Raw genomic sequence first — 25,403 nt, 5'->3', positions numbered from 1 at the left:
ATTTTGCTGACGCTGGCCTCAGCTCTGGCAGCGGCCGACCAGACGGCCCCGCAGGCGCTGGACTTCAATTTGTACATGCAGGGGAAGTATGTGTATGAGAGGAACTGCATCGTGTGCCATGGGGCGCGCGGGGATGGGAACGGGGAGCTGAGCGCGACGCTGAAACCGAAACCGAGGTCGTTTCGGGAGGGGATGTTTAAATTTCGCTCAACGCCGTATGGCATGCTGCCGACGGATGCGGATCTGCGGCGGACGATCACGCATGGGCTGAGCGGGACGGCGATGGGGATGTTCAGCCACCTGCAGGCGGAGGAGGTGGAGGCGGTGATGGTGTATGTGAAGTCGTTTTCGAGAAGGTGGCGGAAGCCGGAGAATTACGCGCCTGCGATGAAGTTTCCGCCGCCGCCGGAGTGGTTCAAGGAAGCGGGGGCCGTGAAGACGCATGCGGAAGCGGGGAAGAAGCTTTTCACGGCGAACTGTGCAGCGTGTCACGGAGAGAAGGCGGATGGAAAAGGGGCTGCGGCGGTGACTTTGAAGGACATCTGGGGACTGCCAGCGGCGCCGGCAGACCTGCGACAGCCGCATTTGAGATGCGGTGACGGTCCCGAGGATCTTTATCGCGTGCTGGCCACAGGTTTAAACGGCACGCCGATGGTGAGTTTTGAAGCGACGCTGAGCGCCGCGCAGCGCTGGGACATCATTGCCTATGTGTTGAGCATCAGGCTGCCATCAGGCCCCGTGCTGTAAAGAGGGTCGGGAGAAGGCGCAAGCAGGGGCGCTGCGGCTTGTCTTATGAATGATTGTTTGCCTCGGCTGATGGTTAACTTTAGCGTTGGAGCAGCATGAGCCAATCTTCCCGCACTCCTGAAAACATCGAGACTTCCTTCGCGCCTTTTCGGCAGAAAATGCAGGCTGAAGGGCTGAGTGAATCTGCGATCCGGGCGTTTCGCGGCAGCTATGCGGCGCTGCTGGCGGGGGAGACAGGAATGATTCCCGAGGCGACGATTTCTCCGGCGAAGGATCTGCCGCGGGCGGATGATCTGAAGGCTCCGGCGGCGGAGCGTGCGGCGGAGTTGCTGAAGCAGACGGTGATCCTGAAGCTGAACGGTGGGCTGGGCACGGGGATGGGCTTGGAGAAGGCGAAGTCGCTGCTGCCGGTGCGGGGTGAGGACACGTTTTTGGATTTGATTGCCAAGCAGATTTTGCTGCTGCGCTCGCAGACGGGAGGCGAGGTGCCGATGTTCATGCTGATGAACAGTTTTAGTACGTCAGCGGACACGGCGGCGCATCTGGCGAAACGGTTTCCGCAACTGGGCGGGACTGAGACGTGGGAGCTGATGCAGAACAAGGTGCCAAAGGTGCTGGCGAGCACGCTGGAGCCGGCGACGTGGGCGGCGAGCCCGGATGCGGAATGGTGCCCGCCGGGCCATGGGGACATCTATGCATGCCTCGCGGGCTCTGGCTGGCTGGAGCGGCTGCTGGGCAGTGGGGTGCGATATGCGTTTGTGTCGAACTCGGACAACCTCGGGGCGACGCTGGACCCGGCAATTTTGGCGTGGTTTGCGGACAGCGGCATGCCGTTTGTGATGGAGGTGACGCGGCGGACGGAGTCGGACAAAAAAGGCGGTCACCTGGCGGTGCGGCTGAGCGACGGGCGCTTTCTGCTGCGGGAGTCGGCGCAGTGCCCGAAGGAGGATGAGGGGCATTTTCAAAACATCGACCAGCACCGGTATTTCAACACGAACAACCTGTGGATTGACCTCCAGGCGCTGAAGGCGGCGCTGGAGGCGAATGACGGGCTGATCCCGCTGCCGCCGATCATGAACAAGAAGACGGTGGATCCGCGCGACAGTGGATCGCCCGCGGTGGTGCAACTGGAGACGGCAATGGGTGCGGCGATTGAGTGCTTTGAAGGCGCGGGGGCGATCGAGGTGTCACGGGTGCGGTTTGCACCGGTGAAGACGACGAGCGATCTGCTGGCGGTGCGTTCGGACGCGTATGAGCTGACGGAGGATTTTTGCCTGCGCCTGCACCCGAGCCGCAACGGGCAGCCGCCGCACCTGCATCTGGACCAGAAGCTGTGCAAGCTGGTGGATGGGCTGGAGCATAACTTTCCGCATACGCCGAGCCTGCTGCGCTGCCGGAGCCTTTTGGTGCACGGGCCGGTGGAATGCGGGCCGGGCGTTGTTTTCAAAGGGGACGCGGTGATTCACAACCACACGCATGCGCCGGTGAAGCTGAGGGCGGGGGTGCATGAGGGGCCGATCAGCGTGGGGTGAGGATGAAATTTATGATTTACGATTTTTGATTTATGATTTGAGATGGGGGCATGAAACTCTTTCTCGCTGTGTTTGGTTTGTGCTGTGGCGGTCTGTGGGCGGCTGATGTGGCTGCGCTGCGGAAGCTGGGGGCGAAGGTGACGGAGGCGGGGGGAGTGGTGACGCAGGTGGTGGTGAAGTGTGATGCGTTCACGGAGGCGGATTTTCGCACGCTGGGGAGTTTTGTGACGATCAAGAACCTGAGCATCAGCGGGAAGACGATCACGGACGAGACGATCGGATTGCTGACGGGACTGACGGAGCTGGAGATGCTGAGCACAAACGAGATTCAGCTGACGGATGCGGGATATAAACATTTTGCGGCGTTTCAGAAGCTGAAGTCGCTGGCGTTTTTTCACCCGGCGTTTCGGTCGAAGGATTTTACGGGGAGCGGTTTGGTGGAGCTGAAGAAGCTGCCGAACCTGGAGCGGCTGACGTTTGCGGGATCGACGACGGGGGATGCGGCGATGGAGGCGATCGGGCAGCTGACGCAGCTCAAGGAATTCCGCACGTGGCACACGGCGCAGACGCAGGCGGGGAACGTGGCGCTGCTGAAGCTGACGCGGCTGACGGGGTTGAGGATCGGGCAAAGGCTGCCGGAGTGGGGGAAGGACTCGCCGGCGAGTTTTGATGAATCGACGATGGGCGTGATTGCGCAGATGAAGACGCTGGAGTCGCTGGAACTGACGGAGGCGAGGCTGAGCGCGAAGATCATTCCGCAGCTTCAGGCGCTGTCGAAACTGGTGAAGCTGAAGATTGAGACGGTGGATATTTCGGAGGCGGATGTGGAGGCGATCAAGGGGGCGCTGCCGAAGTGCAAGGTGGAGTACAAGGCGATGAGTGCGGAGGAGAAGGAGAGCGGGCTGGTGAAGAAGCTGAGGCTGTGAGGGCGGGGGCGGTGGGTGTGGAGGGGGCGCATGCCTGTGGCGGGACTCTTTGCAGACGCTGCTGGGGCCAGACAGATGTGGCGGAGTGTTGGGTTTGCTTCCCGATTTTGTCCAGATAACCCAGGGCGGCGCTCGCTTAGGCTCGCTTGCCCTGGGCTGCGATAGGTCGCCCCTTTGGGGCTGGACGTTGCAAGGGGGCGGTGGGTGAAGAGGCAGATAGTTTGTCGGAGAGAAGTTGAACTCGAAGCGGCTGGATCGGGGGCGGGGAGTGAGTGGAGGGAGTTTATTTGGGGGCTGCTTGCGGGAAGAAAGGTTCCAGATTCCGGCTTCCTCCTTCGCTAAAGCTACGGAGGACGCGAAAGCCGGTACTGCAATACTTGAGATGGCTGGGTTCGAGTTTTGGGTGGGGCGGGGGTTCCGGAGCGGGCTAAAGCCCGAACTACGTACTTGGGATAGAAGGGTGCGGAGGTGTGGGGGGACTCGGGGTGGCTGAACTGATGACGGGCGGAGATTTGTGAGCCGGTGGGAAGGGAGAGAAGGGTGGGGTGAGAGGCAAAGGTGGGAGACAGAAATGTGAGAGGATGACGTTCATGGCAGGACCATGAGCCAGGCACCTTTTCTTGATCGTCGTCGTTTTATTCAAAACACTGCTGCGGTGGCGTTTGCCGCGCCGTGGATTTCGCAGGCGGCTGGGAGCGGGCCGTTTCAGGCGACGGGGACGCGGGTGGGGGAGGTGACGGATACGACGGCGATCGTGTGGACGCGGCTGACGCAGGGGGCGGTGCGGAACAATGCGGGGGTGAGGTTTGACAAGCAGAAGAAGGTCAAGGGTGTGAAGGAAAAAGTGCAGGAGGTGCCTGCGGTGCGTGAGATTGAGGGGGCGTGCCCAGCGGCCTCAGGCAAGGTGCGGGTGCGCTATGGGCTGAAGGAGGATCTGAGTGATGCGGTGGAGACGGCGTGGACGGAGGTGAGCGCGGAGAAGGATGGGATTCATCAGTTCAAGCTCAGCGGGCTGAAGGCGGGCAGCACGTATCATTATGTGAGCGAGACGGAGGGCGGCAGTTTCAAAGGGAAGTTTCATACGGCGCCCGATGGTGCGGCGCCGACGGCGCTGCGGTTTTGTGTGATGACGTGCCAGGGGTATCAGGATCGGGATCATGCGGACGGGCATCCGATCTACCCTTCGATGACGGCGCTGGATCCGAACTTCATCGTGATGACGGGGGACTTGGTTTATTACGACAGCAATCCGCCGCGTGCGGTGTCGCCTGCGCTGGCGCGGCTGCACTGGGAGCGGATGTTCAGCCTGCCACGGCTGATGGAGGCGACGCGCAATACTTCAACGTACTGGCTGAAGGATGATCATGACACGCTGACGAATGACTCGTGGCCGGGGATGAAGGCGGGGGAGCTGACGTTTGGTGAAGGGATCAAAATCTTTCGCGAGCAGACGCCGATTGGGGGGGGCGATTTTCGCACGATTCGCTGGGGGCGTGATCTGCAGGTGTGGTTTACGGACGGGCGGGACTATCGCTCTCCGAACACGATGAAGGACGGGCCGGAGAAGACGATCTGGGGCGCGGAGCAGAAGGAGTGGTTCAAGCGCACGGTGAAGGAGAGCACGGCGACGTGGAAGGTGCTGGTGAGTCCGACGCCGCTGGTGGGGCCGGATCGGGGCAACAAGAATGACAACCACAGCAATGAGGGCTTTGCGCATGAGGGGGATGAGATCCGCGCGTGGCTGAAGGCGAATGTGCCGGAGAATTTCTTTGTGGTGTGCGGTGACCGGCACTGGCAGTACCATTCGGTGCATCCGACGGCAGGCGTGCAGGAGTTCAGCGTGGGGCCGGCGAGCAACTCGCATGCGAGTGGTTCACCAGGGGAGGACAAGACGTATCACAAGTTTCACCGGGTGAAGGGCGGGTTTCTTTGTGTGGAGCTGACGCCGAGCGGGAAGGAGAGTGAGATCGCGTTTCAGCTTCGCGGGGTGGATGGGGCGGTGGGGTATGAGGCGAGGTTCAAGCGGGGGGTGGCGTGAGCTGGAAGGGGGGCAGCGGAGCGGTGCCAGCTTTTGCGGTGACGTGTCGCTGGAGTGCTGGCATCACTCCGTGATGCGCCCCTTTTTATGCACGAGGTGCCGCGTTTCGAGGGGTGTCGCTTCGCTCAACCCCTCGCTACAGGCTTTGATGGCTACGCCATCATGAATGCCGTGGGCCAAGGAAACAGTTTCGAGGGATGTCGGTTCGCTCAACTCCTCGCCACAAGCTTTGATGGCTATGCCATCATGAGTGACTCGGACCAACGAAGCAGAACTGCTTTGCAATGGCGCGTGGCATTGTCATTTCCGCCATTCGTTGTCTGACTGCTCCACCTGAGCATCTCCGCGAACCACGATGTCTTGTGACTGGTGATGGATGAGGCAGTGGGTGATGCGGTGGGATTTGCCTTCAAGGAAGAAGCCGGCGCCGAGGTTGTGATGCACCTCGCAGTTTGTGTAGGTGGTGGTGCAGTCGTTGACGTCGGCTACGCCGCCAGCATTGGAGCCGTTCCAGGCGATTTCGGAATCGAAGACGTCCATTTGCGTGGTTTCGTGGGCGCTGATGCCTTCGTCGCCGTTGGAGAAGGCTTTGACGTTTTCGAGACGGATGCCGAGGCGGTTGCCGTGGATGTTGAAGCCGTCATTGGCGGCATGCAGGGCGGTGATGTTTTTTACGGTGAGATAGGAGCAGGCGATGTTTACACAACTGGCGAGGCCGGCGGGTGGGAGGAAGATTTTGGCGGTGCCGGGGGCCTTGCCCTCAGGCCAGCGGAAGTAGATGGAGCCGTCGGCTTTGAAGCCCATCTGGCCGGGCTTGAGTGAATCAGGAGCGGCGAAGATGACTTTGCCTTTCTCACCGCTTTTCTGCTCGGCGGCGCGGTCGCGGGTGATGCGGATGGGGACTTCTTCGATGAAGAGGGCGGCGCGCTGCACGTCCTCCACGGGCGGGTGTTTTTCGAAGGGGCCGCGGGAGGTCCAGACGTCGCCCTGCTTTTCCCAGTCGTGGGAGGTGACATCGATGCCCAGATCGATGATCATGCCTTTGCCGTCGAAGACGGCGGGCTTTTCGGGGGTGCCGCCGTCTTTGAGAGTGAGGGGTGTGTGGCGGATTTCCTGCGCGTGAGCGGTGAAGGCGAGGGCGAGACAGATGAAGAGGCGGTGCATGGGGGGAAAGAAGGCACTTGGTTAAGTGTATCGATAAGGGTTTTGGGAGCGAGGAGAGGGCAGGCGGCGGCGTTGGGGCGGTGAAACGCTGCTGGCGCTCGCGGCGTGCAAAGAGGGGGCTGGGTTTGCTTTCCAGATGCTGCTGCAGGTACCCAGGGCGGCCTCGCCTAGGCTCGGCATGCCCTGGGCTGCGATAGGCCGCACCTTTGGTGCTGACGAGGCGGAGGCCATGCGAGCGAAGCGCCAACGATTCAGGCCTTCCAGAGGTCTTCGCCGTAGCTCCAGCCTTCGCGCACGGGTTCTTTGATCCAGGCGTCGAATTCGGGCGCGCCTTTGACTTTCATGTTCTCGGTGTCCCATTCGATGGTTTTGCCGGAGCGGATGGCCATGACGCCGGTGGCGACGAGCTCGGTGAGCGGGCAGGCGTAGTCGAAGTGGGAGCCTGCGTGCGGGATGGTGCCGCGGATGGCGGCGAAGAGTTCACCGATGGGTTCGCCGGCGACGGAGCGCGGCAGGGGCTTGCGGCGGAGGATGTCGATGATGGGCGTCATCCGCTCGCGCGGCCAGAGCTGCGGGCTTTGTACGCGCATACCTTCGGAGAAGAGCGTCTCCTTGCTGCCTTTCATGATCATGCCGTTGTCGGGCAGGCCTTTTTCCATGCCGGGGAGTTTTTCTGGGAGAAGGCCACCTTCGTACCAGTGGATCTGCACAGGTGGCATTTCACCGCGTGCGGCGAAGTGGAAGATGATGTGGGACTTGGGCGCGGTGTAGCCTTTGAAGTCGGCGGGCTGCTGCTCGACGACTTCGACTTTCTCCGGCATGCCGAGCTGAAGGGTCCAGAAGGGGGCATCAAGGCAATGGCAGCCGATGTCGCCGAGGCCGCCACAGCCGTAGTTCCACCAGCCGCGCCAGTACTGCGGCATGTATTGGGAGTTGTATTCAGCATTGGCCACGGGGCCCTGCCAGAGCTTCCAGTCCACGTCTTTGGGCACGGGTTCGCCTGCGGGGACTTGGGTGGGGAATTTTGGCAGGAAGCCGACCTTGCTGATGGGGCGGTCGGTCCAGCAGTGGACTTCGCGGACCTCGCCGAGGACACCGGCTTCGAACCATTCTTTGACGAGGCGGATGCCCTCCCAGCAGTGGCCTTGATTTCCCATCACGGTTTGCACGCCGTATTTTTTGGCGGCCTTTTGCAGGGTGCGCACCTGCCAGATATTGTGGGCGAGGGGCTTCTGTACGAAGACGTGTTTCTTGGCCTCCATGGCGGCCATGGCGGCGGCGAAATGGGTGTGGTCCGGGGTGGAGATGAGGACGGCGTCGATCTCGCTGCCTTTCTTGTCGAGCATCTCGCGGAAGTCGGTGAACTTGGGGACGGTGGGGTGCTTCTTGGCAAGTTCACCGGCGCTGCGGCCGCCGAGGTCGCGCCAGTCCACATCGCAGAAGGCCACGATCTCCTCATCGCGGGAGGCCTGCACGGCGCCACCGCCCATATTGCCGATGCCGACGCAGGCGACGCGGATTTTCTGCTTCGAGTCAGCGGCGCGGAGGATGTTTGGCGCGGCAAGGGCGCTGAGGGCGGCGGTCTTGAGAAAGTGGCGACGGGGGTGGCTGGTCATGGCAGAAGGAACGAAAAAAGGCGGCCCGCCTTGCCTCCGATTCGTTGATTTTCCGCAAGCTGCCGCGCCCGACCTCGTTCTATGCGCCGCTCGTTATGAAAACCGCTTTTTTGGTCCTCGCTCTCACTCTGTCCGGCGTCGCTGCCGCAGACCTGAAACCAATGCTGGCACAGCCGGATCAGGTGGTGCTGCAGGATGATTTTTCGAAGGCGGGTCCGCTGGAGAAGACGCACTGGGAGCCGCGGCAGGGGACGCAGTGGGTCATCGCGGACGGTGTGCTGCTGGGCAAGCCATCGCCGGCGGAATACCGGGCGACGCGCAAAAATCATTTTGGCTATGAACCGCGCATTTCCTCGCCCGCCACGCCGGCGCAGTGCATCGCGCAGTTTTCGGTGAGGTTCAGCGGCGGCAGCGAGACGGCCATCGCTCCTTTTATTGAGCTGGGGCACCACATCTGCCGGCTGCACCTGACGAAAAACGGGGTGGAGATGCTGGCGGATCATGAATCCGTGAAAGTGGCGGAGGCCAAAGAGTTCAAGTTTGAACCCGGCAAATGGTACCACGTGCTGGCCGAACTGAAGGGCGGGGAGGTGGTGGTGCAGTTTGCCGACGGGCCGGTGCTGTATGCGAAGCATGCGATCTTCGCGAAGCCGGTGGAAAGCGGAGGCAACGGGCTGGGCATTGCCGGGCCGAAGGACGGCAGCGTGGAGCTGGACAATGTGACGCTGTGGAGTGTGAAGGCCGAGGAACAGGTGTCCTGGGCGGCCAAACGTGATACTTTGCCGAAGCTGGAGCCGGTGCCGGTCGTGAAGACCAAGGGCAAGGCGAAAGCAGAATGACTGATACATGAAGCGCCCTTTCCTATGCCTTGCCGCCATCTCCACGATTCTAAGTGGGCGGGCGTTAGCCGCCCTGCCGCAGGGTGCTGCTGCGTTTCTCGACCAGCACTGCGCTGAGTGTCATGACGCGGACGTGAAGAAGGGCGGCCTCGACCTGAGCGCGCTGAAGTTTGACCTGATGAATGCGGATGCGTTTCAGGGGTGGCAGAAAGTCTTTGAGCGGGTGCGGGACGGAGAGATGCCGCCGAAGAAAAAGCCGCAGCCTGGGAAGGCGGAGGCGGAGAAGTTTCTCGCGAGCCTGAAGCCCGCGCTGGTGAAGGCGGATGCGGTGGACATCGCGGCCAATGGCCGTGTGCGCAGCCGAAGGCTGACGCGGACGGAGTATGAGAACACGCTGCACGATCTGCTGGGGATCGACATGCCGCTGAAGGTGCTGCTGCCGGAAGACCGGGCCTCGTATGGATTTGACACGGTGGCCGCAGGCCAGCAGCTTTCGCAGCATCTGCTGGCGCGGTATCTGGATGCGGCGGACATCGCGCTGACGGATGCGTTTCAGCGTGTGCTGAATGGAGACGAAACTTTTCAACGGCATTACACGCCGGAGATGCTGGCGAAGGAGCGCCGAGGGAACTATCGCGGACCGGACCTGCGGGATGGCAAAAGCATTTCGTGGCCGATGACGCTGCAGTTCTTTGGCCGGACACCGACTTATGTGCCGGATGACGGGTGGTATCGTGTGACCCTGCGCGGGGTGCATGCGATCAATCCTGGAGAGGACGGCACGGTGTGGGGTACGCTGCGCTCGGGCGAGTGTGAATCCAACGCGCCGATGCTGTACATGATCGGTCTGGTGGAGGCCACGAGTGCGCCGCGTGATCTGGTGTATGAGGCGTGGATTCAAAAGAGCCATCGGCTGGAGCTGAAGCCGAATGATGCCGCGCTGAAACATCCGCCCACGGGTGCGAAGGGCGGCAATGTGTCCTTCAAGGGACGCGATCTGACGAAGGAAGGTTATAAAGGCATCGCGCACACGGGGATCGACATTGAGCGCATCTATCCGAATGCGGATCATGCGACGGTGCAGAAGGATTTGTTTGGTGATGAGGATGTGAAGAAGCTGAACGCGGCGGCGGTGGACAAGCTGATCAACCGCTTTGCGCGGCGTGCCTTCCGGCGGCCGGTGACGGAGGAGCAGACGGCGGCGTATCGGGAGATCGCGCACAAGGCGCTGGCGGGTGGCGATGCGCCGACGGAAGCGCTGCGGATCGCGTATCGCGCCATCTTGTGCTCGCCGCGGTTTTTGACGTTTGTGGAGGCGCCCGGCGCGCTGGATGATTTCGCCATCGCCTCGCGGCTGAGCTACGCGCTGTACACTTCGATGCCGGACTACAAGCTGATGGAGGCGGCGAAGGAAGGAAAGCTGCATGAGCCGCAGGTGCTGGCAGAGCAGGTGGACCGCATGCTGGCGAATCCGAAGGCGCGGCGCTTCGTTGAAAGCTTCACGGACCAGTGGCTGAAACTGAAGGAAATTGATTTCACCACGCCGGACACGCGGCAGTTTCCCACCTTTGATTCGGTGGTGCAGGAGTCGATGCTGCAGGAGACGCGGACGTATTTCGCGGAGCTGATCAAGCGGGACCTGAGCGTGACGAATCTGGTGGAGTCGGACTTCGCGTTTCTCAATGGCAGGCTGGCGCGGCACTACCGCACGGAAGCGAGCGTGAAAGCGGGTGAGGGGCTGCAGAAGGTGAAGCTGGGGGCGAAGGACATTCGCGGCGGGCTCGTGACGCAGGGGGCGATTCTCAAGGTGACGGCGGATGGCACGAGCACCTCGCCGGTGGTGCGGGGGCTGTTCATCAACGAGCGCATTCTGGGCAACCGCATTCCGCCGCCGCCGCCGGGGATTCCTGCGATTGAGCCGGACATTCGCGGGGCGACTTCGATTCGTGATCAGCTGGCCAAGCACCGCAGCAACGAGAGCTGTGCGAGCTGCCACCAGACGATCGATCCGCCGGGCTTTGCGCTGGAGAACTTTGATCCTGTGGGTGTGTGGCGCACGGGCTACGGCAAGAATAACAAAGGTGCCAAGGTGGATCCCACGGGCACGACGCCTGAGGGGCAGACTTTCACGGACATCCATTCCTGGCAGCGACTCTACGCCGAGAATCCGGATCAGCTGGCGCGCGGATTTGCCACGCACTTTCTGACCTACGCCACCGGTGCGCCGCTGCGATTTAGCAATGACGAGGCGCTGGAGAAGGTGATTTCAACGACAACGCCCAACGGGCATGGAATGCGCTCCTTGATTCGTGCGGCTGTCTTGAGCGAGATGTTTCTGAGCAAGTGAGGTCAGGACACTTCGGTGTAGCCTTTGCGCACTTTTTCAGCGATGAGCTTCTGGACTTCACGCCGGGCGCGGGCTTCGTCAGAAAAGGTTTTGGTTTGTGTCTGGCCGTTCGTGCCAATGCGGCCATAACGAACGGTCATATCACAGCCGCTCTGCCCGATCTCCCAGAACTTTTTGGAGCCGCCTTCAGTGAACTCAAAACGCTGCATGCCCATGGGCGCTGAAGGGGTGGCGGGGGGTGCCGGTGGTGGTGGCGGCGGCGGAGGTGTGGGTTCCGCAATGGGCGGAAGCTCTTCCGCGGGCTCCTCCATGGTCTCTTCCTCGGTTTCATTGCGCAGCAGACGCTCGACGCGTTCAATGACGGACTGGGGATCATGCCACCAGTCTTTGGCGAGGATGACGAGCACCTGCCAGCCGAAGGCTTTCAGAATGGAAGGCTGCGTGTGGAAGCGCTCCAAAACGCCTGCGCCGCCGGTGACATCGAGAAGGAGGCCGACCTGATGCTGAGCGGCGCCGCTGGCGCGCGCGGCCACGTCGCAGCGGAAACGGCTCTGACCGACCTGCACCTCCGCCGACCAGCCGCGCTCACGCAATGCGGCGGCGATCTGCGCGGAGAGCGTGGCGGAGACTTGATCGAGGCTCAGCGACTTGCGTTTCAGAGGATTGAGACCGTCCAGCACCTGCCGGGCCAGCGCCGCATCTCCACGGGAGAGGTTTTCGGCGTAATGGAGGAAGTTTTTCAGTGCGTTGGCGCCGTCGTTGTAGTCGTTGGTAATGTCGCTGTGGCGCAGGCTGCTGAGAAGCACCATGTGATGGCGGGCACGGCTGAAGATGACGTTCAGACGTTTCTCTCCGCCGCGCTGATTGATGGGGCCGAAGTTCATCAAGATCCTGCCACCAGCATCGCGGCCGTAGCAGACGGACATGAGAATGATGTCGCGCTCGTCGCCCTGGATGTTTTCGAGATTTTTGACAAACAGGCCGCAGAACTGGTCGTCCTCCTCACGGGCATAGGCGGCCTCCAGCAGGGAGGCAAAGGCGGGGTCGGCCGCGGCCAGAGAATCGAGCGCGGATTCGATTTCATCCTGCTGCGCCTCGCTGAAGGCGGCGATGCCGATGCTGAGCTGTGTGGCGCCGGAGAGCAGGGTGCGGACGATTTGTGCGATGGAAGCGGCCTCGCCGACATTGCGGCGGTTTTCATACGGCATGCCTTCGCAGTGAATGAAGCTGATGGGCCGGCCCAGGATGCCCGGCACCAGTGCGGCGGCCTGCTCCGGTGATTTGATCCGTGTCTCCGCAGAGTCGCTCTGGGCGATCTGGCGGTCCGGGATGGTGTAGAGCTCACCGCCGTAGAAGGCGGCATTGCTGAAACTGATGAGCGCCTCATAGCGGCTGCGGTAATGCCAGGCAAGGAGGGTGCTGGGCAGATTGCGCGTGCTTTGAGCCAGGAAGCTGTCCGCATCCATGAGCACGCTGATTTTTTCGCCCTCCTCATCGAGGGTGATTTCGTCATCGTCAGCGTTGCTGGTGCTGAAGAAGCTTGTCGGCGGAAGCTGCATCTCATCGCCCACGACAATGACCTGCTGGGCGCGATAGGCGGCAGGCACGGCCTCCTCAACCGGGATCTGGCTGGCTTCATCGAAGATGACGACATCAAAGGTGTCGGCATCGAGAGGCAGTGTGTCGGAAACAGACAGCGGGCTCATGAGCCAGATGGGTTTCAGATCACGCACGACCTGGCCGCTGTCTCCGGCGGCGAGATCGCGGATGGATTTGAAGCGCATCGTTTTACCAAACTCATGCTCGAGCTCACGCCTGCCGGAACTGAAGGTCTTTTTGAAAAGCTTCTGCTCGGAGGTCAATGCCGCGGCGGACTGGCCGGCGAGCTGCACATCCTGCATGAAGCGCCGCCGGGTCTGGCTGCGAATCCAGCCTGCATTGTGGTCCAGCCACTGCCGGTGCGCAGCGGCCACGCGGTCGAGCTTCTGCTTGAGCACGTGTCCGTCGAAACGCTGCAATGTGCGGTCGGCACGATAAAGCTCGCCCAGCGACTTTGCGGCACAGGCGGACTCAAGCTGTGCCGCGGTGAGCTGCCGCGTGCGGACGGCGCGGGCCAGACGTGGCGGGCCGGTATTCAGATCCTGGAGGATGGAAACGAGTTCCGGCAGAGCGTCCATCTCCTCCTGCAGCTCACGGACGGCGGAGGCGAGCGTGGCGAGGCTGTGCTGCTCCGGCTCAAACAAGGTGCTGCCGAGCTCGCTGCGCAGCCGGTTGAAACCGGGAGCGAGCGCCGCGAGTTTTTCCACGAAGGCAGCTCCCTGTTGTGCGGCGAGGAGGCGCTCGCGCAGGGCCACAGCGGCGGGCGGTGCATCCTGGGCGGAGAGCGCCGCGAGCTGTTGGCGCAGAGCTTCGGGATCGGCGATGCCGAAGTCCTGGGCGCACTGCTCCTTCACGGTTTCGACTTCTGCATCGGCCGCGTGCTCGGCGGCGAGGTCTGCGAGCACCTGCGTCCAGGTGGGTTTCACAGCGTGGCGGCTGAAGTCATACGACGCATGGAGCACCTTGCGCAGACGCCACCACGCCGGATTCAGGAAGCCGAAGAAGCCCTTTAAATTTTCCGCCTGCGCCAGTGCGGAGGTGGTTTCACCCGCAGGCAGCTTCGTGCGCCAGTGGGCGGTCTTTTTCTGGGTGGCCGCTAGCGCCTTTTGTCTTTTTGAAAGTTCTGCGCAGAGGCTGCCAAAAGCGGCGCTGGTGGTGCTGTTCGCATCCAGCAGGCCGAGCAGGTTTTTGCGGGCCAGCGGGAGCAGCTGCGTGGTGAAATCGAGGAGCTGCGCGACCTCGCCGAGGGTGTCCCAGTGCTCCATGGGAAGATCCGTCTGCTGCAGGGCATCATCGAGATCGCTGAGACGCTGCTCCAGGTCTTCGAGACGAGCGGGCGGTGTTTCGAGATCATTGAGCCAGTGCAGCGGATGACTGGCAAAAACCGGGCCGGCACCCAGATCTTCGAGCGCATTGGCCAGGCGGATGACGCAGTCACCGCCCTGCTGCCATTCGCTGTAGTCTGGAAGGGCTTCATCCTGCGGTACATCGGCGGCCTGTGCGGAGCCGCGCAGTTCAATGAGGCGCAGCAGCAGCGGATTTGCAGCGGAGCTGGCGGACGTGAACTTTTCCAGCGCGCCGAGTTCAGCCTCCAGCGTGACCAGAGCGGCGTTGCGTTTTGCTTCACTTGAATCAGCGGCGTCGCCGGCGGCCAGCCACTGCTCATAGGTCTGCTTCAGATTGAGGATGAACTCCTTTTTGTCCGTCTGTGAATCATGAATGAGGCAGCAAAGCTCATCGAGGCCCTGCTGGCGCAGACGATGAAACACGACATCGATGGCGGCGCGCTTTTCGCAGACGAAGAGCACGCGTTTGCCCAAGGCCACGAAGTCGGCGATGAGATTGGTGATGGTCTGGGATTTGCCGGTGCCCGGAGGGCCCTGGATGATGAAGCTCTCGCCGGTGCGCGCGCGGGCGATGGCGCCAGTCTGTGTGGCATCCGCCGCGATGATGAGGTGCTGCTGCGAAGGCGGCAGGGCGGGGATCACGGGAGGATTGACCGCCCTGGGTTCGAGCGAGAAGACGCGATCAAAAGCCGCATTGGCCATGCCGCTGCTGATGAGCTGCGCGTAGTCGCGCACGAGGGTCATCTTGCGGTAGTTGAAATTCGCCAGAGTGAGGGAGCACAGATCAAACTCCCATGAGTAGGGATTGCCCAGGCCGTCCTCCACAAGGGCGAAGGTCTTTGCCTCCGCCACCATGTTGAGCTGCCGCGGCACCTGCGGCGCCCCGGCCAGGCTGCGCAGCGGCAGCGGTGCGGGAATGATCTTTTTTTGGAAAACCTGCAGGCCCAGGGGGCGGAAGTCTTCGCGGTCATAGCTGTAGTCCACCTTTGCGGCAGGGATGCCCTGGCCGCTGCGTTTCATGCGGCGGCGGTATTGATCCACCCGCTGCTTTGCCCGCTCGTGGATGAGCTGGATGCGCGGCTTGTCGCTCAGGGTGAGCTTCACGCCCGGCTCGGTGGCCTGGATCTGCGCCTGCAACTGCTCATGAAAAGCGAGCGGCGTGGTCGTGCGCAGGTCGATCGTTTCCGGCAGATCCAGATTGTAGATTTGCTTGAGGTAATGGCGCAGTGCGGGGTTCACCTCCGCCTCGGTGTCTCCGGGCGTGAGGGTGTAGTGGTCTTTGACACCCTTCTTCTTTGCCAGATCGACAGGAAGCAGAAGGAGAGGTGAGTGGATGCGCTCCTCCGGCGCTTCTTTGAGATTGTGCCAGCGCAGAAAGGCCAGCACGAGCCTGAGCTGCGAGAAGCCGTACTCCGCGCGGTCTCGCCGTGCCTCGCTGATGAGTTTGTCGAGCTGGCCTGGGAGATAGGGCGCCTCCTCCATGCGGAGCCAGCGGTTCAGCGGGAGCGCATTTCCCGCGCTGATCTCCTGCGCCAGGGACGTGTGCCAGTAGAGCAGGTCCTCCGGCTTCACATTTCGGTAATCCAGCACCAGGGGAACGCTGGCGACGGTGAGATTGAGCGTGGACTGAGTGCTTTTGAAATAGAGCAGCTTGTTACGGCGGGAGACTTCAAAGAGGCGGTCGCGCAGGTGGGCCTGAATGATGGCGCGCTTGTCTTTTTTGGTGCCATTTTCCAGCCCCGGCAGAGTGGCGATGTCCAGATCCACGGGCTGGTCGCGATAAGTTTCCAGCCGGCGAATGAGGGAGGGCAGGTCCTGCGCGCGCCTGCCTCGGTGCAGTTCCGTCATCTCGGTGATGACGCTGGCGAGCACGGGATGAAGCCGCCGGGCAAGAGAGAAGAGATTGGTGCGCGAATTTGCAAACAACTCCACGTCCTCCGCATCGGCGAAATCGAGCCCGCAGGCCAGGCTGGCCAGGATGAGGCCCAGGGAATGGACGTCTGTGAGCTCATCATGATGGCCGATTACATGCTCCCACGTCACAAAGCCGGGAATGAAGGCCGGGCGTGTGATTTCCGCATCTGCAGACGCGACATCGAGGCTGGTGATTTTTTGCGCAAACGAATCGAGGTCGGTTTCCCGCCTTGATTCTCCCATCACTTCCAGGCCGCGAGGCTGCGGCCCCTGCACTTCGCGAAGACGGCTGTCATTGTGCTGCCTGGGGAGACCGGCGGGCGAAGCGAAGCCGAGGGCGCGCCCATCATGCACCACAACCGCAGCGATGCCGCGCAGGGGTGCGACCTGGCCCGTGGCGTGAATGGCCACCGCCTCGCGCATCAGCGGCAGCACGGCGGCGAGCACATCCTCCGTTTCGAAGCCCCCGCGGTCAAAACCCTGGGCCAGAAAAGCCGCGAAATCACTCATGGCAGGGCCTCCTTGAGCTTTTTCAAATCCTTCGCCTTCACCTTCAACTCCTTGGCCAGCATCTTCTCAAAGCTGCCGAGACACTCCAGCTCCCGCGCGATTTCCAGGCAGCGGGAGAGCGGGGGATCGTGCAGATCGGGATCGACCGCGCAGAAGTCGAGCATGACCTGGGCGAAGTACTCGCGCTGGGGTGTCGGGAGATCGGCGAGCTCCGAGACGATGGTGACATCGGCCTGCGGCTTGAACTCGCGGAAGAACTGGCGCGCGTGAGCCATGACGGCCTCGGTTTGAAACCAGGCGGGCTCCAGCAGATGCGCCAGAAATCTGCGGGTGAGCGCGGCGAGCCCGGACTGCTGCGGGAGGGTCAATGTGTCCAGGCTGTCGTCGGAGTCGAGCATGCGGGAGATGGTTTCCTCCAGCGTGTCATCTTCCTCCACCCAAAGCTGCAATGCGCGGGCGCGGATGAAGGTTTCAGGATGGCTGAACTGCTCGGTTTTCGGCTTGGATTTGGAGAAAATCTCCTCCGCCTGCGCGAGGTAGCTTTTCGCGCTGACCTGAGCGAGGCCGGTGGTCGTTTTCACCAGACCACCGACGGCGGCTTCGAGGCTGCCGGTGGCCAGAAAGGCACCACGGTCTGCAAAGAGTTCCGTGGCGAGACGCCACACGCGGGCGCTGTGGGCATGGGCGGGCTCCGCTCCAGGGTGTGAGGCCGCCGAGTGCAGAATGCGGTCTGCGAGCAGAAAGGCGCCGTCCTCCATCCGCCAGAGCAGGTGATGCGCAAGCTCATGGCCGATGACAGCGCGCAGTTCATCGGCGGAAAGCAGGGAGAGGATCGGCCCGGAGAAAATGACGTGCGCCTCGCCCGGCAGGCAGCACACCGCGGCATTGGGCTCAGTCTGGTTCTGCGCCTGATAGACGTGTACGGCCGCCTTCAAATCAAGCGCGGTGCAGGCGGCCTCGATCTCGCGGAAGATTTCCGGGTGTGCCCCGGCATCCATGCGGTAGGTGTCCCGCAGCAGGGAGAGGCGCACCTGCTCGGCATCCGCGGCGGCTTTTTCTTTGTCTGCAAACCAGTCCCAGACTTCTTTTTCCTCCTGCTGCAGCCAGTCAACCAGGCTGCGGTGCTGTGGGAGGGGGGCGAAGGTCTCAGGCATCCGGCGGAATCAAGCGAGAGGCCGCAAATGAGTCAATCCCGTTGCTCAGAATCTTGCGAAAGACGCTGAAGGTGGAATCGTTCGTGAGACATTCCCCCCTGACATGAGCACCGTCACTTTTCAAAAACATCTCTCCCGCCGTGCCGTGCTGCGCGGGGCGGGAGTCGCGCTGGGGCTGCCGATGCTGGAGGCGATGACGCCGGCGTTTGCGGCGGTGAAGGAGACCAAGCGGGCGAAGCGCTTTGTGGGGGTGAGCATGGCGCTGGGGCTGCACAATCCGAACCTGGTGCCGGAGGGGGTGGGGCGCGGGTACAAGCCTTCGCGCTATTTGCAGAGCATCCAGGATCTGCGGGAGGATTTCACGGTGGTGTCGGGTTCGTCGCATCCAGGAGTGACGGGAGGGCATACGGCGGAGGGGAGCATTTATTCGGCGTGTCCGAACGCGCGGGGCGCCACCTCGCGCAACACGATCTCGCTGGATCAGCTGATGGCGAAGCAGCTGGGGCATGAGACGCGGTTTCCTTCGCTGGTGCTGAACACGAACAGCCAGACGAGCCCCTCCTACACGGAGAACGGCTCGATGATCCCGGCGGAGAACAGTGCGATGCGGCTGTTCACGCGGTTGTTTGTGAATGATTCGCCGGCTGAGCAGGAGCGGCAGGCGGAGCTGATCCGCAGCGGGCGCAGTGTGATGGACGTGGTGGGCGCGGAGGCGAAGACGCTGCAGCGTGAGCTGGGTGCGGGAGACCGCGACAAGCTGGATGCGTGGTTCACGAGTGTGCGCGATCTGGAAAAGCGGCTGGCTGCCAATGAAGCGTGGACGCACAAGCCGAAGCCGAAGGTGAAACTGCTGCCGCCGACGAAGATCCCGCGCGACAATGAGGTGGCGGTGGATGGCATCTTTCTGGACATCATCCACATGGCGCTGGCCACGGACAGCACGCGGTTTGTCACGCTGCACATCACGGGCAACAACGTGCAGGGGATCGAGGGCGTGGATGAGAGCTATCACAACCTGAGCCATCACGGCATGGATGAGGAGAAGCTGGCGCAGCTGGCCATCGTGGAGCAGGGGGTGATCAACCAGTGGGGGAACTTCCTGCGCAGGCTCAAGGGCGACAAGCTGCTGGAGGATACGATGGTGCTGCTGACCTCGAACCTGGGAAATGCATCCGCGCACGACAACAAGAACATGCCGGTGCTGTTTGCGGGCGGTGGATTCAAGCACGGGCAGCACCTGGCGTTTGACCAGAAGAACAATTACCCGCTGCCGAACCTGTACCTGAGCGCGCTGCACCGGCTGGGGCTGCAGGATGAACGATTTGCGACGAGCGAGGCGGAGATGGACGGACTTAGCGTGGCGTAAGCGGCGCACCTTTGTGTTTGACCGGGGAACTTTTGGGCGGCAAAGGTCGCGCCCCGGTGCTTTTTGAAAGCGCCGAACCCCTCACAATACCCGCATACTCATGGAAACAACTCTCGCCTCGGTCGGCTCGAACGTGCCTGACTTTGAAATGGAAACTTACGAGCCCGCTCATGGTGACTTCGGCAAGGTGTCCCTTGCTGACATCAAGAAGGCCGGCAAATGGACCGTGCTGGTGTTTTACCCGGCCGACTTCACCTTCGTGTGCCCCACGGAGCTGGCGGACCTGGCGGATCAGCAGGAGAAGCTGGCCAGCCTGGGCGCGCATGTGATCGCCGTTTCCACGGACACGAAGTTTGCCCACATGGTGTGGCGCAACACGGAAGGCCTCATGAAGAACGTGAAATACACGCTGGCCGCTGACACCACGGGCGCGGTGAGCCGCCTCTTTGGTGTGTATGACAGCGCCACCGGCCTGGCGCTGCGCGGCACCTTCATCATCAATCCTGAAGGCAAGCTGGTCTCCTCCGAGGTGAACTTCTACAACGTCGGCCGTGATGCCGCGGAGCTCGTGCGCAAGCTGGAAGCGAACGTGCACCTGATGGCAAACCCCAGCGAGGCCTGCCCCGCGAAGTGGACGCCCGGCGCGAAGACGCTGAAGCCCGGCAAGGACATCGTGGGCAATGTGGAAGCGGCGCTGAAGTAAGCAGAGTCCGACTGACGATTCATGCAGCCTAGCGGATAGAATCCGCAAGGCTGCTTTTTTTAGACCGGCTCTCAAAAAGCCTGGCATATTGCCCAGCAGCGGAGCGGTCCTATTGGCTGCGTCGGACGCATAGGCGATCTGGGAGGCAGAGGGCGCGAGGATGCGGCGGGGCGGCGATGCGACGCTGCTGGAGGACGCGGTATGATGGAGGGAGCGCTGGGTTTGCTCTCCGGATTGGGTGCGTGCTTTCCAGGGGTGGCGCTCGCTACGCGAGCTGACCCCTGGCTACCGGCTGTGACCCCTACGGGGTCATGGTGGCGCGTGGGTGATGCGTGAAAAGAGGGCGATGGAACGTTCGGTTTGCGGACAGGGAATTGAAGTAAGCTGTTGGGGTGGTTGAACCTGTTTGATGAAGAAGGTGCCACGATTGCTGAGCGGCAGTAGGGCTATTTCCACAGCTCCCAGTCGCGTTTGCCTTCGAGGTACATGAGCCACATGGAGGCGGCGGTGAGGAGGTGGGCGTAGCCGCCGGTGTCTGAAAAAACGTCCTTGGCCACACCGGGCAGGGCGGTCTGGCAGCCGATCCCGGTGGGGATGTAGCCGTGCTCCTTGAAAATGTTCTGCCAGGTGCGCAGGCCGCAGCCGAGCTCGCGCTCCAGCCAGGCTTTCACGTCGCTGTGCGGGCAGGGCTTGCCGGTGGTCTGCTCCACGGCGGTCTTTACCTGAGCCGCCAGGGTGGCAAAGTCGCCGCCGAGGTTCATGGCCTGTAGCGCCCAGCCGCAGACGGCCATGTTCTGCGGACCCATGCGTGAGCCGATGGGCAGGGGCTTTCCATGCGGGCCCTTGCCCTGGGAGGCGTAGTGCTCCGGCTTGCCGTCGATGAAATTGAACGTGGTGAGATCGAAGCGGTTGATGCCTGGCGGCACGGGGCCGTCATCGCGGTACATCTGCCAGAGGATGGGAAGCGAGAACGCGTCAAAGGCGAGCTTCAGCGCCAGCGGCCGGGTGAGCGTGCCATGCTTTGCGACACCGCCGTAGTAGAGATACATGTCGTCATCGGCAAAGGCGGGCGTGCTGTTCTTCTGCCCGGGTTTGAAATCACGCACCGCGCGGGTGAAATGATTTTCGGTGCAGAGCTTGGATTCCTTTTCCCAGGACTGCACCCGCTTCATCATCTCCGTGTCGCTGTTCGTCAGCGCGCAGGCGGCCACGACGTCAAAGATGTTTCCTGAGCCGTGGCGCACACGGCATTCCTGCAGGTTTTTTGCCGCCAGGGCGCACTCTGCGGCCAGCTCCTGCTCGGCGGGATCTTTCGATGTGTGCAGCATCACCCAGCCCTGCTGCACCAGGATGGCGAGATCCTGGGCGAGATGATTGGAGCTGCCGTGGGACCAGCCGCCAAGGCGGAATTCCGGATTCGGCTTTCCCGCAAACGTGTTGGTGCAGGGGTACCAGGGGCGCTCAGATTTTCCGCGCAGCATGTCCAGGCTGACGGAGGCGCCGTCGTCCCACCAGTAGGGGACGAAACCGTTTTCACGGCCCTGCAGGAGCCACTCCTTGCTGTTTTTCCAGGCGTCCCGCATGTCCTCTTTCACATCGACGACGTCGGATGAAAACAGCTCCGCGCTGTGGTTCAGCATCTTCAAATAAAACGGCAGCAGCCACTGCACCAGCACCTCCTTGTAGTGAGCGTCTCCGGTGGCGCGGTGGGCATTCACCATGGCGCTCGCGAACCAGGCGCCGTCGTGCATGGTGTCGAGCGCCTCGCCTTCCACAAACTGGTCCGCCTTTCCGCGCTTTTCCCACCACAGGTACTCATACATCATGCCGCGCTGCGGAGAGTCATCGCGTTTCATGTGGTGCTTCACCGCGAAATCGCAGAGCTCGCGGGTGAAGGCACGCGTCTCCTCGGCGGTGAAAGGCTTCAGATCGTCCGCTTTGAGAAAAGCGGGGATCAAACAGAAGAGCAGCAGGGCGCGGATGCACATAATGTCGATCAAACGTGCATGGGGCCCGCGCTTTGCACCTCAATCGTGGCAGAATCCTGCTTCGGGCGCCGTTCTGTGAGGAATGAAATCAGCCGCCTTTATCTTCGCCATCCTGTTTGCCACCCTTTCCGCCCGGGCGGACATCATCGTCAGCGGATTTGACATGGCCGCGGTGCGGGACACGAGAACGCTGGAGACGAAAGTCATCGCCGACTGGCATCCCAACCCCAAGGACGCCGCCATCCGGCAGAAGCTGGTGGAGATCACCGTATGCGAATGGTGGCCGGGCATGAAGGTGCGGCTGCCGGTGACGCTGCTCGCGCCCGCGACCGGTGTGTGCACGAATGTGATCATCGAAAACACGGGGCTGCAGTTGAAGCCAGCCGCTGCGAGCGGCGCCAAGCTGCGCCTGCTGAAGGAAAACGGCGTGGGCCTGGTGTTCATCGGCATGGTGCCCATCGATGCGATGGAGCCCGTGGGAAAACTCCACCTGATGATGGAGGAGCATTTCATTCAGACCAAAGACACGCGCTACACACCGGCGTGGATCTGGGGCATCAGCGACATGCGCGCGCTCACGGCGGCCATCGCTGAAAAGGAGGTGTTTCAGCCGAAGAAGGTGCTGGCCACCGGCGGCTCGAAGCGCGGCGTGGCCACGGCGGCGGCAGGCATCGCGGATGAGCGCATCACGGCGATCATGCCCGTGGTGGCGCCGGTGATCGAAAGCCCGGGAGGCCCCTATGTGGAGGGAATGATGCCCGCGGAAATCACGAAGATGAACGAGGAGTTCATCGCGGCCATGAGTGATCCTGTGGGCCGTGAAAAACTGCTGGTGCGGCAGAAGGCGCGGTCAGACGAGCGCATCACCGTCAAGATGGCGCGCGATGCGGGATGGAGTGATGCTGAGATGAAAACCGCATGCAATGCGGCCTGGGCGGCCTGCCGTACGACGAACCATCTCGATGCGCTGAAGCAACGCGGCACCGAGATTTTCTACAATCAGGGCTCCAACGACAACGTCAGCCCCGGTCTGGTGGAATTGGGCCGGCGCTTCCCCCAGCTTCCCGTTTACATTGTGCCTGGCGGGCAGCACGGCGGAGCGAAGGAGGCGGGCTTTGTGAAATCGGTCGGCGGTCTGCCGGAGGTGGATGAAAATCTGCGCGCCTTCGCGCTGCATCACTTCTTTGGTGCGCGCCACATGGTGGCGCCGCCGAAGGTCAAGGCGCAGTGGGACAAAGCCGCGCGCCGGGTCACGGTGAAGGTCGTTTTTCCTGACCACAGCGAGCCACAGGAAAATACTGTGTGGTGGTCCGTGAACCGCCATCCCGACTATTCCATTGCGATGGAGTTTGATGCGTGGAATTCCGCCCCGCTGAAAAAGACTGCTGATGACACCTTCAGCGGTGAAGTCACGATCGAGGGTGATGTGCGGACCCTTGATGTGATCACCGTGCACACACAGGAGGAAAACGGTTCGACGCTCACGCTGTCGAGTCCGGAGGTGCGGCTGGAATAGGCTCAGCGCATGCGGCCCTGGGCGGGCTTGGGGCCGGAGACACCGCCGAGCTGATTGCGAAACTCGTACACATCGCTGCGGTAAAGGGTTTCCTCGTACCACAGTGGTGTGCCGCCTTCGAGGAGGCCGGTGGCGATGACGAGGAGGCAGGCAGTGTTTGGAGCAATGCTGAGAGCGGCGGCCTGCGGCTTGGTGGCGTTCACGGCGCGGATGGATTCGTCCGCGCCGGAGATGGTGAGATGGCACGTCTTTGTCCAGAAGGCGTAGAGGGAGCCTTTGGCGGCGGCTTTGGTCATGCCGGGGCAGAAGCGCGCCACGATGTGCCTGCGCTCGTAGATGACAGGCTGCTCATCGGCAAGGCGGATGCGCTCGAGGTAGAGCAATGGCTCATCCGGCATCACGTTCAATGCTTGAACGACCGCGGCAGGAGCTTCAGCGGCGGAGAGCTTTCGCAGGGCGATGACCTGGGTGCCGGGTTCTTTGCCAGCGGCGCGGGCTTTTTCCGTGAAGCTGACGAGGCGCTGGAGATCGTAGTCGAGGACGCTCTCCCTCACGAAGGTGCCCGCGCCCTGCCGAAATTCCAGGAGGCCGGTGGAGACGAGGCTGCTGAGGGCCTTGTTGGCGGTGGGGCGGCTGGTGTCAAAGCGTTCGGCGATCTCGCGCTCGGTGAGAAATTTCGCGCCGGGCGCGAACTGACGGCCGCGGAGGAGCCTCCGCAGCTTTTCGATCAGTTGCTCGTGAAAGGACGCCGGTCTGGCCACGGAGCGATTTTGCGGCCAAATCCGACTTTGACAAGTGGCTAAGCCAATTTAAAAAGTGGCTTAGCCAATTACCTCACCATGAAATACAGCTACTCCGAACTCGCCAAGATGATCGACCACAGCCTTCTGCATCCCACGATGACGGACGCGGAGCTGGAGGCAGGCTGCAAGCAGGCGGCGCAGTACCAGGTGGCCTCCGTGTGCATCAAGCCCTACGCGGTGAAGCAGGCGGTGGAATGGCTGAAGGGCAGCGGCGTGCTGGTGGGCTGCGTGATCGGCTTTCCACACGGGAACAGCACCACGGAATCGAAGCGCTACGAAACGGAGCTGGCCTGCAAGGACGGGGCGGTGGAGATCGACATGGTGGTCAATGTGGGCAAGGCCCTGGGCGGCGACTGGGGCTATGTGGAGGCCGATGTGAAGGCGGTCTGCGACGAAGCGCACAAGCACGGCGCGAAGGTGAAGGTCATTTTGGAAAACGACTACCTGACCAACGGCGGCGCGGGCCTGAGCAGCGACGACCTGAAGCGCAGGCTGTGCGAGATCTGCGAAAAGGCGGGCGCGGACTGGGTGAAGACGAGCACGGGCTACGGTTTTGTGAAGCAGGCGGATGGCAGCTACAACTACAAGGGAGCCACCGAGCATGATCTGGCGCTGATGCGCGCGAGCTGCAGCCCGAAGGTGCAAGTGAAAGCCGCGGGCGGCGTGCGTGATCTGGCCGGGCTGGTCAAAGTACGTGACCTGGGCGGCTCGCGCTGCGGTGCCTCGGCCACCGTCGCCATGATGGAGGAGTACCGCAAACGTGAGGCGGCAGGCACGCTTGATGGACTGCAAGGCAAGATCGGTGCGGGCGGGTATTGAGGGTTCGCGGAAAATAATTGTTTACACGTGTAAGCGTTTGTGACTACAATTGTAGTCATGAGCAAAAAACGTGTTCAGAAAGCCGCGCCTCCGGCACCTGAGGCGGTCGCCATCACGGAGGCGGAGTGGGACATCATGGAACTGCTGTGGGAGAAGGCCCCACGGACTTCCCAGGAGATTGTGTCCCTGCTGGAAGAAGGCAGGGGCTGGAAACGGGCCACGGTGGTGACGCTGCTGGCCCGCCTCACGGCCAAGGGCGCGCTGACCACCGAGCCGCAGGGAAACCGCTTCCTTTACAGCCCGGCGGTGGAGCGCTCCGCGTGTGTGGCGGAGGAGACGCGCAGCTTTCTGGGCCGCCTGTTTGGCGGCGCGCTGCAGCCGCTGGTCGCGCATGTGGCGGAGCATCATTCACTGTCGAAGAAGGACATCGCCGAACTCAAGGCCCTGCTGGACCAGATCAAACCCAACTCATAAAA

17 protein-coding genes are annotated in these 25,403 nt (G+C 62.2%); 11 read left to right on the top strand and 6 right to left on the bottom strand.

Features of this window, described 5'->3' with window-relative positions; all coding sequences use genetic code 11:
- Window positions 1-3: 3 nt before the first annotated feature.
- The 4 genes from ACILSQ_RS12690 to ACILSQ_RS12675 all read left to right on the top strand — a co-directional run bounded on the left by ACILSQ_RS12690 (window position 4) and on the right by ACILSQ_RS12675 (window position 5,243).
- Window positions 4-747 carry a c-type cytochrome gene (locus ACILSQ_RS12690; protein WP_395744006.1) on the top strand — a complete coding sequence of 248 codons (744 nt, stop codon included), beginning with the start codon at window positions 4-6 and terminating at the stop codon, window positions 745-747.
- 95 nt (window positions 748-842) lie between these two features.
- Window positions 843-2,279 carry a UTP--glucose-1-phosphate uridylyltransferase gene (locus ACILSQ_RS12685; protein WP_395744005.1) on the top strand — a complete coding sequence of 479 codons (1,437 nt, stop codon included), beginning with the start codon at window positions 843-845 and terminating at the stop codon, window positions 2,277-2,279.
- A 50-nt stretch (window positions 2,280-2,329) separates the two neighbouring features.
- Window positions 2,330-3,205: a hypothetical protein gene (locus tag ACILSQ_RS12680; RefSeq protein ID WP_395744004.1), complete on the top strand. Its 876-nt coding sequence runs from the start codon at window positions 2,330-2,332 to the stop codon at window positions 3,203-3,205.
- A 601-nt stretch (window positions 3,206-3,806) separates the two neighbouring features.
- Window positions 3,807-5,243, top strand: coding sequence for an alkaline phosphatase D family protein (locus tag ACILSQ_RS12675; RefSeq protein WP_395744003.1), 1,437 nt, complete (start codon window positions 3,807-3,809; stop codon window positions 5,241-5,243).
- A 300-nt stretch (window positions 5,244-5,543) separates the two neighbouring features.
- Here ACILSQ_RS12675 and ACILSQ_RS12670 read toward each other — a convergent pair whose 3' ends face one another.
- Window positions 5,544-6,407: a right-handed parallel beta-helix repeat-containing protein gene (locus tag ACILSQ_RS12670; RefSeq protein WP_395744002.1), complete on the bottom strand. Its 864-nt coding sequence runs from the start codon at window positions 6,405-6,407 to the stop codon at window positions 5,544-5,546.
- 251 nt (window positions 6,408-6,658) lie between these two features.
- Window positions 6,659-8,023, bottom strand: coding sequence for a Gfo/Idh/MocA family oxidoreductase (locus tag ACILSQ_RS12665; RefSeq protein ID WP_395744001.1), 1,365 nt, complete (start codon window positions 8,021-8,023; stop codon window positions 6,659-6,661).
- A 95-nt stretch (window positions 8,024-8,118) separates the two neighbouring features.
- Between ACILSQ_RS12665 and ACILSQ_RS12660 the strand changes: the two genes are divergently transcribed.
- On the top strand, window positions 8,119-8,862 hold the full coding sequence (locus tag ACILSQ_RS12660) for a hypothetical protein (protein WP_395744000.1): 744 nt from the start codon (window positions 8,119-8,121) through the stop codon (window positions 8,860-8,862).
- 7 nt (window positions 8,863-8,869) lie between these two features.
- Window positions 8,870-11,209, top strand: a complete 2,340-nt coding sequence (locus tag ACILSQ_RS12655) for a DUF1592 domain-containing protein (protein ID WP_395743999.1) — start codon at window positions 8,870-8,872, stop codon at window positions 11,207-11,209.
- A 2-nt stretch (window positions 11,210-11,211) separates the two neighbouring features.
- On the opposite strand, the gene ACILSQ_RS12650 is transcribed toward ACILSQ_RS12655, so the two are convergent.
- Entirely contained in the window at window positions 11,212-16,578 is a 5,367-nt protein-coding gene (locus ACILSQ_RS12650) for a WGR domain-containing protein (RefSeq protein ID WP_395743998.1), read from the bottom strand.
- Window positions 16,575-17,732, bottom strand: a complete 1,158-nt coding sequence (locus ACILSQ_RS12645) for a M48 family metalloprotease (RefSeq protein WP_395743997.1) — start codon at window positions 17,730-17,732, stop codon at window positions 16,575-16,577. Before ACILSQ_RS12645 ends, ACILSQ_RS12650 begins: the two co-directional genes overlap by 4 nt.
- Before the next feature lie 103 nt (window positions 17,733-17,835).
- On the opposite strand from ACILSQ_RS12645, the gene ACILSQ_RS12640 reads away from it, so the two are divergent.
- Both ACILSQ_RS12640 and ACILSQ_RS12635 read left to right on the top strand, forming a co-directional pair.
- On the top strand, window positions 17,836-19,098 hold the full coding sequence (locus ACILSQ_RS12640; RefSeq protein WP_395743996.1) for a DUF1552 domain-containing protein: 1,263 nt from the start codon (window positions 17,836-17,838) through the stop codon (window positions 19,096-19,098).
- Window positions 19,099-19,198: 100 nt separating this feature from the next.
- Window positions 19,199-19,801: a peroxiredoxin gene (locus ACILSQ_RS12635; RefSeq protein WP_395743995.1), complete on the top strand. Its 603-nt coding sequence runs from the start codon at window positions 19,199-19,201 to the stop codon at window positions 19,799-19,801.
- A gap of 446 nt (window positions 19,802-20,247) precedes the next feature.
- Here the strand turns inward: ACILSQ_RS12635 and ACILSQ_RS12630 are convergent, their stop codons facing one another.
- A complete protein-coding gene (locus tag ACILSQ_RS12630) occupies window positions 20,248-21,789 on the bottom strand; it encodes a hypothetical protein (RefSeq protein ID WP_395743994.1) in 1,542 nt (513 codons plus the stop codon).
- An 82-nt stretch (window positions 21,790-21,871) separates the two neighbouring features.
- Here ACILSQ_RS12630 and ACILSQ_RS12625 point away from each other — a divergent pair, with 82 nt between their 5' ends.
- Window positions 21,872-23,305, top strand: a complete 1,434-nt coding sequence (locus ACILSQ_RS12625; RefSeq protein ID WP_395743993.1) for a PhoPQ-activated protein PqaA family protein — start codon at window positions 21,872-21,874, stop codon at window positions 23,303-23,305.
- A gap of 2 nt (window positions 23,306-23,307) precedes the next feature.
- Here ACILSQ_RS12625 and ACILSQ_RS12620 read toward each other — a convergent pair whose 3' ends face one another.
- Window positions 23,308-24,066, bottom strand: coding sequence for a GntR family transcriptional regulator (locus ACILSQ_RS12620; RefSeq protein WP_395743992.1), 759 nt, complete (start codon window positions 24,064-24,066; stop codon window positions 23,308-23,310).
- Window positions 24,067-24,144: 78 nt separating this feature from the next.
- On the opposite strand from ACILSQ_RS12620, the gene deoC reads away from it, so the two are divergent.
- Entirely contained in the window at window positions 24,145-24,927 is a 783-nt protein-coding gene (deoC, locus tag ACILSQ_RS12615) for a deoxyribose-phosphate aldolase (RefSeq protein WP_395743991.1), read from the top strand.
- A 57-nt stretch (window positions 24,928-24,984) separates the two neighbouring features.
- Complete coding sequence (locus ACILSQ_RS12610; protein ID WP_395743990.1) at window positions 24,985-25,401, top strand: BlaI/MecI/CopY family transcriptional regulator; 417 nt, start codon at window positions 24,985-24,987, stop codon at window positions 25,399-25,401.
- Window positions 25,402-25,403 lie beyond the last annotated feature (2 nt).

It is taken from the genome of Prosthecobacter sp., assembly GCF_044227185.1.
GTDB lineage: Bacteria > Verrucomicrobiota > Verrucomicrobiia > Verrucomicrobiales > Verrucomicrobiaceae > Prosthecobacter.
Note: the sequence above shows the minus strand (reverse complement) of the source record. Positions and strands in the feature narration are given on the sequence as shown.